Source organism: Mycolicibacterium gilvum, assembly GCF_900454025.1.
Lineage (GTDB): Bacteria > Actinomycetota > Actinomycetes > Mycobacteriales > Mycobacteriaceae > Mycobacterium > Mycobacterium gilvum.
Genome location: NZ_UGQM01000001.1, coordinates 500,839 through 515,220 on the forward strand (window position 1 = coordinate 500,839; position 14,382 = coordinate 515,220).

14 protein-coding genes and 2 pseudogenes are annotated in these 14,382 nt (G+C 67.5%); 9 read left to right on the forward strand and 7 right to left on the reverse strand.

Annotated features, from left to right (window positions below):
• Positions 1–1,809 (forward strand): Hsp70 family protein, encoded by a 1,809-nt coding sequence (locus DYE23_RS02245; protein WP_115326382.1) that lies wholly within the window; start codon positions 1–3, stop codon positions 1,807–1,809.
• Here the strand turns inward: DYE23_RS02245 and DYE23_RS02250 are convergent, their stop codons facing one another.
• The 6 genes and pseudogenes from DYE23_RS02250 to DYE23_RS02275 form a co-directional block, all read right to left on the reverse strand.
• Positions 1,810–2,331: a hypothetical protein gene (locus DYE23_RS02250; protein ID WP_115326383.1), complete on the reverse strand. Its 522-nt coding sequence runs from the start codon at positions 2,329–2,331 to the stop codon at positions 1,810–1,812.
• Between the two features lie 26 nt (positions 2,332–2,357).
• Entirely contained in the window at positions 2,358–2,801 is a 444-nt protein-coding gene (locus DYE23_RS02255) for a hypothetical protein (protein WP_308207157.1), read from the reverse strand.
• Positions 2,802–2,840: 39 nt separating this feature from the next.
• On the reverse strand, positions 2,841–3,782 hold the full coding sequence (locus tag DYE23_RS02260) for an LLM class F420-dependent oxidoreductase (protein WP_011891269.1): 942 nt from the start codon (positions 3,780–3,782) through the stop codon (positions 2,841–2,843).
• Between the two features lie 386 nt (positions 3,783–4,168).
• A pseudogene (locus DYE23_RS02265) lies at positions 4,169–4,630 on the reverse strand (transposase); the annotation flags it as partial.
• 91 nt (positions 4,631–4,721) lie between these two features.
• Complete coding sequence (locus DYE23_RS02270; protein ID WP_079654850.1) at positions 4,722–5,942, reverse strand: IS110 family RNA-guided transposase; 1,221 nt, start codon at positions 5,940–5,942, stop codon at positions 4,722–4,724.
• Between the two features lie 214 nt (positions 5,943–6,156).
• Positions 6,157–6,960, reverse strand: a pseudogene (locus DYE23_RS02275) (IS256 family transposase); the annotation flags it as partial.
• Between the two features lie 676 nt (positions 6,961–7,636).
• Between DYE23_RS02275 and DYE23_RS02280 the strand changes: the two are divergent.
• The 7 genes from DYE23_RS02280 to DYE23_RS02310 all read left to right on the forward strand — a co-directional run bounded on the left by DYE23_RS02280 (position 7,637) and on the right by DYE23_RS02310 (position 13,120).
• Positions 7,637–8,353 (forward strand): hypothetical protein, encoded by a 717-nt coding sequence (locus DYE23_RS02280; RefSeq protein ID WP_115326385.1) that lies wholly within the window; start codon positions 7,637–7,639, stop codon positions 8,351–8,353.
• Positions 8,350–9,714: a cutinase family protein gene (locus DYE23_RS02285; RefSeq protein WP_115326386.1), complete on the forward strand. Its 1,365-nt coding sequence runs from the start codon at positions 8,350–8,352 to the stop codon at positions 9,712–9,714. Before DYE23_RS02280 ends, DYE23_RS02285 begins: the two co-directional genes overlap by 4 nt.
• A gap of 49 nt (positions 9,715–9,763) precedes the next feature.
• Positions 9,764–10,084 carry a hypothetical protein gene (locus DYE23_RS02290; protein ID WP_115326387.1) on the forward strand — a complete coding sequence of 107 codons (321 nt, stop codon included), beginning with the start codon at positions 9,764–9,766 and terminating at the stop codon, positions 10,082–10,084.
• A 653-nt stretch (positions 10,085–10,737) separates the two neighbouring features.
• Entirely contained in the window at positions 10,738–10,998 is a 261-nt protein-coding gene (locus tag DYE23_RS02295; RefSeq protein ID WP_115328840.1) for a type II toxin-antitoxin system Phd/YefM family antitoxin, read from the forward strand.
• On the forward strand, positions 10,995–11,399 hold the full coding sequence (locus DYE23_RS02300; protein WP_115326388.1) for a PIN domain-containing protein: 405 nt from the start codon (positions 10,995–10,997) through the stop codon (positions 11,397–11,399). The genes DYE23_RS02295 and DYE23_RS02300 overlap by 4 nt, the downstream gene beginning before the upstream one ends.
• Positions 11,396–11,776, forward strand: a complete 381-nt coding sequence (locus DYE23_RS02305) for a hypothetical protein (RefSeq protein WP_115326389.1) — start codon at positions 11,396–11,398, stop codon at positions 11,774–11,776. Before DYE23_RS02300 ends, DYE23_RS02305 begins: the two co-directional genes overlap by 4 nt.
• A 348-nt stretch (positions 11,777–12,124) precedes the next feature.
• Positions 12,125–13,120, forward strand: a complete 996-nt coding sequence (locus tag DYE23_RS02310; RefSeq protein WP_235660307.1) for a hypothetical protein — start codon at positions 12,125–12,127, stop codon at positions 13,118–13,120.
• 35 nt (positions 13,121–13,155) lie between these two features.
• Here the strand turns inward: DYE23_RS02310 and DYE23_RS31920 are convergent, their stop codons facing one another.
• Complete coding sequence (locus DYE23_RS31920; protein ID WP_072501656.1) at positions 13,156–13,476, reverse strand: four-helix bundle copper-binding protein; 321 nt, start codon at positions 13,474–13,476, stop codon at positions 13,156–13,158.
• Positions 13,477–13,716: 240 nt separating this feature from the next.
• On the opposite strand from DYE23_RS31920, the gene DYE23_RS02320 reads away from it, so the two are divergent.
• Positions 13,717–14,370, forward strand: coding sequence for an LOG family protein (locus DYE23_RS02320; RefSeq protein ID WP_371304220.1), 654 nt, complete (start codon positions 13,717–13,719; stop codon positions 14,368–14,370).
• The last annotated feature ends 12 nt before the right edge of the window (positions 14,371–14,382 follow it).

Below are 14,382 nucleotides of genomic sequence, written 5' to 3' on the forward strand. Positions count from 1 at the left end.
ATGCGCAGTTGTCTGGGTGTCTCGCTGGGCACAGCCAACCTCGTCGCCGTGGCCGACGGGCGGGCGACCGTCCGCCCCGCGGCCGTCACGGTGCCGTCGGGTCTGTCGGTGACGGGGTTCGTGGAACGGGTCGGGGATCCGGTGCCGTTGGTGCTTGCCGATCACTCGGTCCACCGGCCGGAGACGCTCGCGGCAGCCGCGGTCGAGGACCTGACCCGCTGGGCCAGCCCGCAGCGGCGCCCGGATCTGGTCACGGTCGCGGTCCCCGCCCACTGGTCCGGCGCGGCGATCGGTGCGTTCCGGTCCGCGGCTCCGCACGTCACGGTCGTCTCGGAGGTGTCGGCCGCGGTGACGGCACTGCAGGCCTCACCCGGACTGCCGACCCGCGGCGTGATCGCGCTGTGCGATCTCGGGGCGGGGGGAAGCAGCATCACGCTGGTGGACGCCGGCAACGGGTTCGCCCCTGTCGGGGACACCGTGCGGCTCGACGTGCTCTCCGGCGACGGTGTCGACGGCGCGGTCCTGCAACACGTCCTCGCCGAGATCGAGACCGACCCCGGCGGCACCGCGCACGTCGCGGCACTGTCGGGGTTGCGTGACCGGTGCCGGGCCGCCAAGGAGCGGCTCTCTGTCGAGACGGCGACCGGACTCGTCTGGGGCCGCACGACGGTCCGACTGACGCGCCCCGAGCTCGAAGCCCTGATCGACGACGCCGTCGGCGGCTTCGTCGACGCGGTCGTGACCACGCTCCACCGGTACGGCGTCTCGCCCGCCGCGCTCGCCGCGGTGGCGACCGTCGGCGGTGGGGCGCGGATACCGCTTGTGACCGAACGACTTTCGGAGGCTCTGCAACGCCCGGTGGTCACCACCCCGGGTGCCGCACTCGCGGCGGCCGCTGGTGCGGAACTGCTCGCGCGACGTGGCGCGGAGCCGGTGGCGCAGACGGTGTCGGTGGCGGCGCCGATGACGGCCGCGAACGCGACGGTGGCCGCACCGGTGACGCCGCTGGCGTGGTCGGCAGAGGCAGACGATCCTGGGGCGCACGCCGTGTTCGAGGACGAGACGGTGTACGCCACCGCGTACGCGCGCCCCGATGTCCATTTCGAACCCGACGAGATCGACGAGGCCGACGTCGAACCGCTCGGGTGGTACCGCCGGCCCGGCGTATTGTTCGCCGCTGCAGCGTGTCTGGCCGCGGTCGCGACGACCGGGCTGGTGCTGACCGCTCAGGTCGGACCCGTGGAAGCGGACGCCTCGGACATCGCGGCGCCGGTGGCGACCGCGCCGGTGCAGGCTCCCACCATGCCGGTGGAGATCGCACCGCCGCCCCCGCCCGTCACCGAGACCGTCGCGGCAGCCCCGGCGCCACGGGTCGTCCAGGCCGCCCCGCAGTCCCCGGCCCCGCAGCGGGTGGTCGCGAAACAGGCTGCGCCGCAGGCGGTGCCGCGTCCGGCAGCACCGGCTACGGAGACGGGCGCGGCTCCCGCGCCGAGCACCACGCCGACCCCGACACCCACTCCCAGCTCGACGCCCACACCCACGCCCAGCTCGACACCCACACCGACGCCGAGCTCGACACCCACGCCGACCCCGACACCCACCTCGACGCCGCCGCCGACGCCGACCCCGACACCCACCTCGACGCCCGCGCCTACCTCGACGCCGCCGCCGGTGACGTCACAGCCTGTGCCCGTCGAGACACCGACTGCGACTCAGGAGCCGGCTCCTGCGGAGACGACGGTCAGCGAGACGCCGGCCACCGAGACGCCGGCTACGGAGTGTGTGCCGACGGCGGAACTCGCCTGCTGATCAGGGGGTCGGCGGCGCCGGCGGAGGCTCGGTGACGGTCTCGGTCTGCGTCTCGGTCTGAGTGACCGTGCTGGTGCTCGTGCTGGTGGACACCGACGTGCTCGGCGTCGTCGTGGTCGTCGGTGTTGTCGTGGTGGTGGTGGTCGTCGGCTCGGTGGTGGTGGTCGTCGTGGTCGGCTCGGTGGTCGTCGTCGCCGACTCGCTCGCGGTCTCGGTCACGGTGGCCGGAGGTACCGCGGCGGGAGCCGACGTCGTGGTCACCGGGGTCAGGGACGATGTCGGCGTGGTCTCGGAGTCCGAGTCGCCGGTGATCGCCTTGGCCAGGCCGAACACGATCAGCGCGATGAGAACGGCGCCGAGCGCGCCGAGCCCGACCAGCGCGGCGGGTTTGCGGTACCAGGGCACGGGCGACTCGGCATCCGGCGGCGGCGCCTGCTCGTACTCGCCGTAGGCGTAGTTGCTGAGCTGGGTCGGATCGTCGTCGGAGTAGTTCGGGTCATCGGAATCGCCGTAACGTGCCACGGAACCCGATAGTAGGCGCTGGCCCGTCAGGTTCCGGGGTAGAGCGTGCGTGTCACGTTGGTCCGAGGCGCCCGCGTGGTGCGCGTGGTCGTCCGGTCGTCGTTCTCGTCGGACTCTCGTGTCCGCGGCGGACGGGTACTGCGGGTCGTCGTGGACTCCGACGGCGTGGTCGACGTGCTGGTGTCGTTGATGTCGCTGGTCATCGGGGGGCTGGTGCTGGTGATGGTCCCCGACGTGGTGGACGTCGTCGAACCGGTCACCGTGGCCGACGAGGACGACGGCGGGATGTAGTAGAGCGGCGGCGGGTCGGGCTCGCTGAACTGCCGTGCGATGACCGTGATCAGCCAGATGATCAGCGCGATCGCCGCGATCGCCGCGATCCCCGCGATGCTGGCCCCGAGCAGGGTCGACGTCTGGTTGTGCCACGCGTCGGGCGGCACCTCGGCGGCGTCGTCGTCCCGTCGGTTCACGGGCACTGATAGTAGCGGCGACCTCCCCGGACGGCCCGGTCAGTGGATCTGGGGGATGACCTGCTCGGCGAAGAACTCGACGTGCTCGAGGTCCGACATGTCCAGAACCTGCAGGTAGACGCGCTCCACGCCGGCTTCCAGGAACGGCCCGAGCTTGTCGACGACCTCGGCCGGGGTGCCGACCGTGGGGGAGTTCGACCGCATCTCGTCGACCTCGCGGCCGATCGCGGCGGCGCGCCGGGCGATCTCGGCGTCGTCGCGCCCGACGCACACCACGAACGCCGCCGAGTAGGTCAGCGAATCCTTCGCGCGGCCGGCGTCCTCGACGGCCGCGGCGACCCGGGCGTACTGGGTGGTGAGCTCGTCGAGGGGGACGAACGGGATGTTGAACTCGTCGGCGAACCGTGCCGTCAGGGCCGGGGTCCGCTTGGCGCCCCGCCCGCCGATCACGATCGGCGGGCGCGGGCTCTGCGCAGGCTTCGGCAGCGCCGGGGAGTCGGCGATGCTGTAGTGCGTCCCCGAGTAGTCGAAGGTCTCTCCCGTCGGCGTCGTCCACAGGCCGGTGAGGATCTCGAGTTGCTCGGTGAGCCGGTCGAATCGTTCGCCCAGCGGCGGGAACGGGATCGCGTACGCCTTGTGCTCGGCTTCGAACCACCCCGCGCCGAGGCCCAATTCGACTCGGCCACCACTCATCTCATCGACCTGGGCGACCGAGATCGCGAGCGGCCCGGGATGGCGGAACGTCGCCGAGGTGACCATGGTGCCCAGCCGGATCGACGACGTCTCCCGTGCCAGACCGGCCAGCGTCACCCAGGAATCCGTGGGTCCCGGAAGACCGTCGCCGGCCATCGCGAGGTAGTGGTCGGACCGGAAGAACGCCGAGTAGCCGGCCTGTTCGGCCGTCCGCGCGACGGCGAGCTGGTCGGCGTAGGACGCGCCCTGCTGGGGTTCGACGAAGACGCGGAAATCGACGGAACTCACGCTGACCACCCTAATGGGATCTGATCAGCGAGCCTGCGATCGGTAATGGTCGGTCCGGGTGATGCTGATTGCTGAGCCGCCGGCTCGGTGAGCACTGCTTCGCCTTGGAGAATCGTTCGACTCCTAAGCCTAGATCGTGCCCCGACTGGTTGGTGAGGTCACCTTTAGCGCTGATGGGGTGTCGTGCTCCGAGCACTGATCCATTAGGTTGCCGCCGGGTGTCCTTGGGCTCGTAAAAGGTTCCATGACATCGCGTAGGGAGGCGAGTTGACGCTATTTATTGGAGACGACTGGGCTGAAGACCACCACGACATTCATCTGGTGGACGCCGAGAGCCTGTCACGAATTTTGTGTAAGTCAGAGGTGATTTGACTACGAATTGTATTCTAACACAACGGAAGTCGCCCTGGAAACAGCTTGGCGAGTGTGTTCAATGCCACAGTCCAGTTGTATGTTCCGGTGCCCGAGAACCCTCCTCTCTCGCTGGAGATGTTGCGCAGCCCGAGGTACAGCAACTTCATCGCGGCGTCCTTGTCGGGGAAATGGCCGCGGTTCTTGGTGATCTTGCGCAGTTGGAAGTTGATCGATTCGATCGCGTTGGTGGTGTAGACGATCTTGCGCAGCTCGACCGGATAATCCAGGAACGGCACGAACTCGGGCCAGGCGTTGCGCCACACGTCGATCGCGCCCGGGTACTGGGCGCCGTAGGCGGTGTCGAAGTCCTTGAGCGCGAGCTCTGCGGCCTCCACGGTCGGCGCGCTGTAGATCGCGCGCATCGATGTCGCGACCTTCTTGCGGTCTTTGTAGGACACGAACCGCATCGCGTTGCGGATCACGTGCACCACGCAGACTCCCGCTGTCAACCTTCTGATTCCGGACGCGTTCGTTCGCGCTGCAGCGATTGTTTGCTGCCTGCAGCGGGACGCTTCTGTAAACCAGTTAGGCCGCGGTCGGGCGGTGATGAACTGCCGGGTCGTAAGCGGTGTGGTCTTGCCAGCAGCGCCACAGGATCCGCACCCAACGAGCACCGAGACCGCGTAACGCTCGATGGTGGGCATGGCCGGCAGCACGGGCCTGCTGGTAAATCTCGGCCGACCACGGATCTTCACGGGTGGCGACGAACATCCACCAGTCAATGGCGTGCCGCATGCGGCGGTTAGCGGCGTAACGGAACCGAACCTGCCGTGTGCGCCCGGAGGCCTTGGTAACTGGCGCCAAACCGGTGTCGGCCAGCAGCGACGACGGCGAGGGAAACCGGGTGCGCTCTTCACCCATCTCCGAGATCAGCACTGCGGCGGTGACGGGTCCGATACCGGGGAAGCTGGTGAAGATGTGGGTGTCGGGGTGAGCGTCGAGTAGTTCACGTAGACGCTTGTCGTGGCCTCGTAAGTGGGTGTTGAGCAAGGCGAGTTGTTCGGTGAATGCTTTCGCCGCCACCGCTTTACCGGCCACAGTGCCTTCGCTAGCGGACAAAAGGTGCGGCTGCATGCGCTCGATGAGCGCTTCGGGCTTCTGGCGGCCGCTATAGCCGTGACGGCCGGTGAATCCACCCATCCGCGTCGCGGTGATCCTGCCCGCTTGCGCGGGCGTGGGATAGGTCTGGATGAAGGCCAGGGTGATGTCACGGTCCAGTGAGGAGAACAGGTGCAATGGCGCGGGATGGTAGGCCTCCAAGATCGAACGCAGCCGGTTTTCGGTGTCGACCTGCATGTCGAGGATGCGTTGACGGTCGCGACTGATCGCGGTCAGCTCGGCAAGGACCGGCGACGGGGTGGCTAACGGCCGCCACTGGGCATGCTGGTGACGCAACGTGTCGGCCAGCACGTAGGCGTCGAACTCGTCGGATTTTGCTGCCGCCATCCGATACCGTTCACGGGCCCGAGCCGAGATCTTCGGTGATACGCAATAGATTTCAGCTTCGCATTGCTGTTGGAGATGTTCGACAAGCAAGCCCTCGGCGCGTTCGATAGCGATGAGCACTGAGCCGGCCAACGAAGCGATCACCTCGACCAGGGCCATCAGACCGTCGACGGTGTGCGCGATTTTGCGGCTGAGGAGCTGTTGGCCGTCGTCGTCGAGGACGCAGAGGTGATGGGAGCGTCCGCCCCAATCGATGCCGCACCAGAAACGTTTCCCACCGTCCGGACTATCCTGAATCACTGCAGTCAGATCCCTTCGATCCGAAAGTTCACGCTGCAATGACGGGGCGTGCCCGGAACCTCATCTCGGCACTCACCGCTGATACCGGTGGTGCTGCTCTCGCTGGCCGGTCCATGCCCCGCAGCCACCACGGGCGGACGGGTCTGCATGTGGACCTCGAAGGTGACGCGTTTGCACAGGTCCTGCCCGTGGTGGTGCAGGTGAACGCCGAGACCATCCCGGCTCGTCCATTGTTAATAGATGAGGTCTGCACCACGGTCTCGGGGTAGATCGAGCGGATCGCGTCGGGCAGCCCGGTCAGCCCGTCGCAGCAGGCGATCAGGATGTCGCGCACCCCGCGGTTGCGCAGATCGATCACGACTTTCTGCCAGAACTTCGCCCCCTCGGAGTCTTGGATCCAGACCCCCAGGGCGTGTTTGCGGCCGTCGAGATCCACGCCGATGGCCAGATAGGCCACCTTGGTGGTGACGACCCCGTTGTCTTTGATGCGCAGCCGCAGCCCGTCGATGTAGAGGATCGGATAGACCTCGTCGAGCGGGCGCGATTGCCAGGCCTTGATCTCATCGACCACCACCTCGGTGATGTTGGAGATCAGCTCTCGCGACACCGACGCGCCGTACACCTCCTCGAGATGTGCTTCGATGTCGCGGGTGGTCATGCCGCGCGAGTACAGCGACAACACCACCGAGTTGAGGTTGCCCAGCCGGCGGACCTTTTTGGGCACGATCGCCGGCTCGAACGAGCCGTTACGATCACGCGGCACCGCGATGGCCACCGGGCCGTTGACCGTGGACACCGTCTTCGGTGTCGTGCCGTTGCGGGAATTGCCGCTGCCGCGCCCGGCCGGGTCACCGGCCTCGTATCCCAAGTGGTGGGTCAGTTCCGAATCCAACGCCCGTTCCAGCACCGCCTTGGTCAACTCGTTGAGCAAACCATCGGCGCCATCAATCGGGGTTCCCGACTTCACCGCATCCTTGATCAACGAATCCAGCGTCTCAGCCGAAAACGTCTCCGCCAGTTGCCGAGCCGCCGACTTTCCCGAACCCGACGACGCTATGGCCTTGGTCACAAATCACTCCTTCTGTCCGCCCGAACGGCGGTCCGATCTTGGACCACCCCGGACTTACACAGATGGAATGACACGCCCCGGTGGTGTTCGAGCAGCCCCTTATGACCCCTGCGACCCCGAAATCCCGACAACCGCATATGGTAACGAATTGATAACGCATACGCGCGTATGCGCCGCATATGTTCGCTAGATGCTTGACAAGGGGATTACGCTCGGGATCTCGGAGCTTGCGTAGAGGAATCCCGAGCGACACCCCTAGTGCAATTAGCTCGACAACTATTCGCCAACCGCATCACCGCATATGCGGCGCACACGACCTGGGCGAATACCTCCCGCGCCCGCACGTACCGCACCAGCGCGTCCTCACGTGCGATTCCGCCGGCCCGGCGCCGCATCTTCTGGGCATCCCCAGCAATGCACAGCGACGTTCGGTCCGCCGCGCACACCACTTCCCTGACAACCCAGTTGTCAACCACAAAAGGCCACGTCACCGACTCCTACTGTGACCCAGATCACTTGCTTTTCGCGGCGTTGACAATGCCGCGGCCAACTCCTGTGCAAACCCCCGCAACAACCCCCGCGGATTCCATGAACGCGTCACCAACCCGCGACGCCAAGGAATTCGATGAACACCTGGGACCACCTCGCCGAGCAGGCCCACCGCCTCCTCACCCGGCCGAGCCGCGGCGACCTCACCCCCTCTGTGACCCTCGTCCAATCACTGCACAAGCAGCCGCCGCCCTCGCCGGCCGCGATCTGCGCGCACCTGGAGACCGCCTCCGCCGCCCTACCTCAGATCGCCCGCTATGCCCGCAGCGGTGACCGCCATGCCCTCCTGATGGCCGCAGTCCTCATGCGCCACCCGCTGCGACGCATCGCCGACATGGCCGACCCCGACGGTTACCGCTCCAGCGACCGTGACGCCCGCGACAACGACACCTTGCGCATCTTCTTCGAGATCATCCGCACCGCGGGGGACCCCCAGCTGCTCAACTCGCGCTACCTCTACGGCCAGACCCTCAAGCGCGTCCTCAAAGCCCGGCCCGCCGCCGAATCACCGGCAGTCGCCGTGCGCGTCGATCCCCACTCAGTCGTCCTCGACAGGGCCGATCTGGGCAACGACTACGACCACACCTCCACCCTGCTGCAGCAGGCTCGCGACCGCCGCATCATCACCGCCCTGGAGCACGACACGCTGCGCGCTCTCTACCTCACCTCCGACGTCTTCAGCCCCTCCACCGCAGCCCGCGTCCTGGGCGCCAACGTCAGCGCTGTCGAACGCCGCGCCCAGCGCGCGATCCGCAAGCTGTGCACCTTCTACGACGGTGCGGTCGCCGCATGATCCGCACCCGCCGCCTCACCGCACTGGCGCTCGCACCCGCCGTCAGCGTCGCCCTGCTGCTGAACACCGCACCTACGGCACTGGCCGCCAACTGCCCCGCCGTGGAAGCCATCGCCGTCCCTGGCACCACGCAGACCAACCCGAAGGCCGACCCGGACAAGCCCGTGGGCGTCCTCGGCAACATCCTGGAGCCGCTCCGTAAGAACGCCCCCGTACGAATGGTCACCTACTACACGCCCTACCCCGCGACCATCGTCGGCGGCACCGACGGCGGCGGATACCGCGCCTCCAAGAACGCCGGCATCGACGCCACCAATGCTCGGCTGAAAGCCGTCGCGAACGCCTGCCCGAACACCGTGTTCATCCTCACCGGCTACAGCCAAGGCGCCGACGTCGCCGGTGACGTCGCCGCCGCCATCGGGCACAACCGCGGCGTCATCCCCGCCAACAAACTGCTCGGCGTAGCCCTGGTCGCCGACCCGTCCCAGGCCCCAGTCGGACAACCCACCATCGGCCTGCGCGATCCAGGCATGGGCTTCGCCGGCGTCCGCTCGGGAGGGTTTGGGTCACTGCTGCAGCGCAACGGGCTGCTCTCTGTCTGCGCCCCCCGGGACTACTACTGCAACCTGCCCCAGGGTGACCTCGTGATGCGCATGATCGGTCACCTCGGCTCTCAGCTCGACGCCGCCGACCCCTCCGGCTCCGCCCAGAAGCTCGCCACCATCTTCATGGGAGGCCTCATCGCGCCCGCCGCCGCCGCCATCAACCAGATCCTGCAGCTGGTCAACGATCCCAACCTGATCCCCAACCTGATGAGCCGCGGCGTCGCCTTCGCCAAGGCCCTCGCCCAGCAGCTGTTCTACCTGGCCGGCCCCCAAGTCGCCGGCGCTGCCACCAACCTCGTCAACGCCGTCACCAACGTCATCAACCTGGTGACCTCCCGTGCGTGGGCGGCCATCCCCGCCGCCATCACCACCATCGCCACCACCGCCAGTAGCGTCGGCGCCGCACTCGCCCAGATGAAGGACCGCACCACCACCATCAACGTCAGCGGCTTCGGCCCCGTCGGAGCGGGCATCTCCCAGGGGGGCGGCGTCAACATCGGCGATCTCGCCACCGCCGTGCTCAACGCCATCAGCGTCGCCACCGGCGGCGTCGGCAGCCAGTCCACCGGAATGTTCGGACCCACCTTCTCCCAGTTCTCCGCTGCCAACGTCGCTCAGGCCGTCAAGCACTACGCCGAGTTCATCAAGGGTGGGTTTCACGAGAACTACGCCACCACGCCACTGGACAAGGCCGGCCACACCGGCACTCAGATCGTGCAGCGCTACTTCGTCAACCAGATCAACAAGCTCGTCTGAAAGGCACCGCCCCCATGACCATCGACACCGCACCCCGCGAGCGCTGCTAATGCAGAAGGGACTCCTGTACATGGACTACGGCTTATGGCTGCTCGCCGACGACACCGGCCGCATCACCCTCACCGGATGGTCGGAGACCGGCAGCGGTGACGCCGTTTCCGGCGCCCCGGCCCGCACCGACCATTGGCCCGTCTACGACTTGTGCGACGACCGCGAGCAGCTGCCCGACTGCCTGCACGATCTTGGTCTCGATCTGGCTCCTGGAGCCGACCTCAACGACCTCGACCGGAACTGGGACGTGTACGTCCGTCACCCCGACATTGCCTCCCTGCGTAGCGCTCTCGACGGCCGGAAGGCCACCGCGAAATGACCGCCCAGATCAGCTGCGCCACCCTGCGCCAGAGGGTGCTCACACACGCTCAGTGAATGCAGCCAAGCTGACCCACTGACACTTCTGCGGGGCTCCTCGGGTCCACACACGGTGCTCGGCTGTTCGACCATCGCGTCGCATGCGCCGGCATTCCTCAGGGAGACAGATCGGGACGTGTGTCTGGGCTCGGCCGCTGGCCCCTCGGCGGGCGGTCGCGGTACCCGCGTACGGGGCGCACCATTGCGCACCACCACCAAGTTCCGGGGCCGGATGGGTACGGGCGGGCGGATCGGGTCGACGCCCGGCCTGATGTCGCTTGAACGCCCGTCTGCCGCCGGTGCGCAGGCTGTGCGCCACCGCTCGCCAGGGCGCGCCAACGACCCGCGCCACGGCCTCACCAACCCCGGCCGCTGGCGAGGGGGCCGCCCACCTCGGACCGACACGGGCGGTCACAGCGGCCGACCGAACCGAGGGTGTACCCAAGGTTGTGCCGCAGGCATCCGGCTGATCCTCGCGCAGCTCGTTCACCCGTGGCCCCGGCGATGAATGCGGCTTCGCAGCTCGCTACCCCCACGCCTCGGCGCGTCCAACGCCGCCGGCCCTCTCACATCGACTTGTGTACACGGTGTGCTACTGGGAGCTACGCTGTGTACATGAAGAGCTACGGTGTCCGTGAACTGCGTCAGAATGCAGCCATGGTTCTACGCGAGGTGGCCGCCGGAGAAACCGTCGAGATCACCAACAACGGGCACCCCGTCGCGCAGATGATCCCCGCCGCTTACGACCCCTGGACCGCGCTCATCGCCAGCAAGGAAGTCACTGCCGCCCGACACAGTGTCACCGACATCCTCAAACGCCCACCCCGCTCGTACCGCCAGACCGCCAGTACCGCCGCCCCACGGGACGACCGGTGATCTACCTCGACCCCACCGCCCTCATGAAACTCATTGACGAAGCGCCCGAATCCGCCGCCCTGACCGCATACCTCAGCGCGCACACCGACACCCGGTGGATCACCTGCGCGCTGTCACGAGTCGAGCTGCTCCGCGCAGTGGCCGCCCTACCGCCAGAAGCCACCGGTCACGCGCACCACGTCCTGGCCGGGCTCGACACCGTGGCCGTCACCGAGCGCCTCCTCGACGCCGCCGTGGCGCTGGCCCCCAGCCCCGCACGCACCGTCGACGCACTGCACATCGCCTCGGCCCTGAGCGCCGGACCACGACTGCGCACCCTCGTCACCTACGACCCCGAACTCGCCGGCGCCGCCGCCGGCCACCACATCACCACCGTCAGCCCCGGAGGAGGATCACCGTGATACGCACCCTGATCATCGCGGCGCTCATGACCGGCGCCGCGACACACTTCCTGCACACCGACCCCTACGAGGCCTTCGGGTACAGCCTCGTCCTCAGCGTCACGCTGTGGTTCTTCTGGCCCCTGCTGCGCCGTCTCGTGCGCCTGGCGCTCCGCCGTCGCCGCCGCCACAGGGCTCCCGCCCGCACACCCAAGACGGCTTCGCCGCAGCTGACTCAGGTGAACCACTACCACTTCTACGGCCACGTACCCGCGGCAGCACAGCCGATGCCGCGACCCGACTACAGCCGCCCGGCCCTGCCGGTGCGCACCGAGGGCCAGAAGGCCCACGACGCGATCTACGACATCATCGACATGAACGACGACACGACACGATGAGCATGGGCACAGACAACGACGACAACGATCTGCCGATCGACCGCAGCTGGGACAACCGGCGCCTGATCCTGGCGTCGCTGGCCCCACGCTCAGCCACGCGCCCGGCCCGCCGCAGCACACCCGCTGACGGTGACAGCGCCCCTCAGGCCGACCCGGACGGAACCCGCAAATCCGGTCTTCTCAGCCGCGGAATGCGGGCCTCCGACCGTGCCGTGACCGCCGGCGGACGTGCCTTCAACAACCGGGTACCGCGGGAGAACCGCGCCCGCGTGGCCATCATTGCCTCGGCTGCGACCGCCCGCGCCAAGGCTGTCAAGTCGTTGCGGGAGGGCACGTTGACGGACGCCGGTGGCTTTCAGCAGCGCCGCGCCTTGCGCTCAGCTCGTCGGAGCGGCCCCGGTGCGCCGCGCCGCCGCGTGGTACCGGGCGCATGGCCGGTTGCGCACCGGGGATCCGATCGCGATGGCCGCCGACGCCCTGGCCGCCTATCGGGCCGACACCGCGGCGGGCAAGGATGCGCTGCTGATCTGCGACACCAAAGAGATGGCCGATGCGCTTAACCGGCGCATCCACGACGAATCGATTGACGCCCAGGCGCCCACCGTCACCGCGGCGCGCGGACATCGCATCGCCAAAGGCGATGTGATCATCAGCCGCCGCAACGACCCGGCCATCCCGGTCGTCGAGGCCACCGACATCACCACACCCGCCGCCGATCCGGTGCGCAACGGGCAACGCTGGCGCGTCTTGGCTGTCGACCCGGAGAAGCACCGCATCGCCGCCCGCCGGCTCGACGACGGCGCGCGCACCGTGTTCTCCGGGGACTACCTACACCAGCACGTCACCCACGGCTATGCGGTCACCGTGCACTCGGCCCAAGGGGTCACCGCCGAGACCACGCATGCCGTGCTGGGCGAAACCACCACCCGCTCGCTGCTGTATGTCGCGTTGACCCGCGGCCGCCACACCAACCATGCCTACCTGTATGAGCGTTTGGCCGGCGAAACCGAACACGAACACGCCGACCAACAGCCCGGTGTGCACGTGGCTCGTCGCGGCACCAGCGCCGATGCCGCTCAGCTGGTGCGCGGCATCATCGCCAATCGCGACGAGCGGGCCCGCACCGCCCACGACATCGCCGCCCACACCCAGGACCGCGCCCGGCTACCCAAGCGCGTCCAACGCCTGCTCGACCGCCGTGATCGGGCTGTACAGCAGCGATGGGCCGCCTACAGAAACTGGCACGGCCAGCGCGTCGAGCAAGCCCTCGAACACCAGCACTGGCTCGACCAGCACCGCAGCCGCAGCCAATACCAGAGCCTCGACTCCGGACTCGAACTTTAAAGCCTGGATTGATTGCGCGCGTGCGCTTGATCGGATCAGGCCATCGCCCGGCACTCTTGAGCGCAGCGGCGACACGACTCTGCGCAGGCGCGGCAGTGATCGTTGTCGTACTTGTCGCACTCGGCCGCGCACGCATCACAAATCTCTGCGCACAGCTGGCACAACTGGGCCGCCCAACGCGACCCGCGGGACACCAGCGTCACACACACCGCGCAAATCGCTGCGCAGTCTAGGCATAACCGGGCGCAGTCGGCCATCTTCGCGTCGTTGACGCAACAGTTGTAGGCGCACGCTTCGCACGCCGCCTGACATTTCGCGCACGCATCCAGACAGGCCTGGTTGGCCGTTACCGCCATGACAGATCTCCTCACTCGTCGTTACCCCGTGAGGGTATAAGCTAGCAGCCCCTCGTAAGTCGAGTAAACAGTTGGCTTTTCGAACTTTGAGTTAATCCCCGGTGGGTTCCAGTTGGGGTGCGTGCAGTGTCATCGGCGGCTTCGTGTGGCACGATCGGGTCAATGCCTGGATCCGAAGCGCACCGCCCCGCCACGTGTGATGAGGAGCTGCTGTGCTGTCTAGGACCAGGGTTTCCCGCGTTGGCGGGCAGCGATCCTGACCGTGTGGTGAGGATCCGCGATGAGGTGGCGCACGGGTTTGCGGCGCTAGCCGACGTGACCCGTGCGGTGTCGTTCTTCGGTTCCGCGCGCACCCCGCCGGATCATCCGTACTACCAGCTGGCGCGCACGCTGGCCGCACGGCTGGGGGCCTTGGGGTTCGACATCATCACCGGCGGTGGGGCCGGGATCATGGAGGCCGCCAACCGGGGCGCCCGCGAGGCGGGGGTGCGCTCGATCGGCCTGGTTATCGAGCTGCCCTACGAGCAGCGCATGAATTCATTTGTGGATCTCTCGCTGGAGTTTAAGTATTTTTTCGTCCGTAAGCTGATGTTGGTCCGCTACGCGTCGGCGTTTGTGGTGTTTCCGGGCGGCTTTGGCACGCTTGATGAGCTGTTCGAGGCGCTCACGCTCATCCAGACCCAGAAGATACGACACTTCCCGGTCGTGCTTGCGGGCTCGCAGCACTGGGGCGGACTAGAGCAGTGGATCCGGACCCAGCTGCTTGAGCTGGGAATGATTTCGCCAGACGACGTCCAGCTGCTCGTGGTCGCTGACGATCCCTACGAGATTGGCGAGGTCATCGAGGGTGGGCTCCGTCGCCAGCTACAGACCTATCGCCCAACCACGCCGTGAGCGAATCGCCGA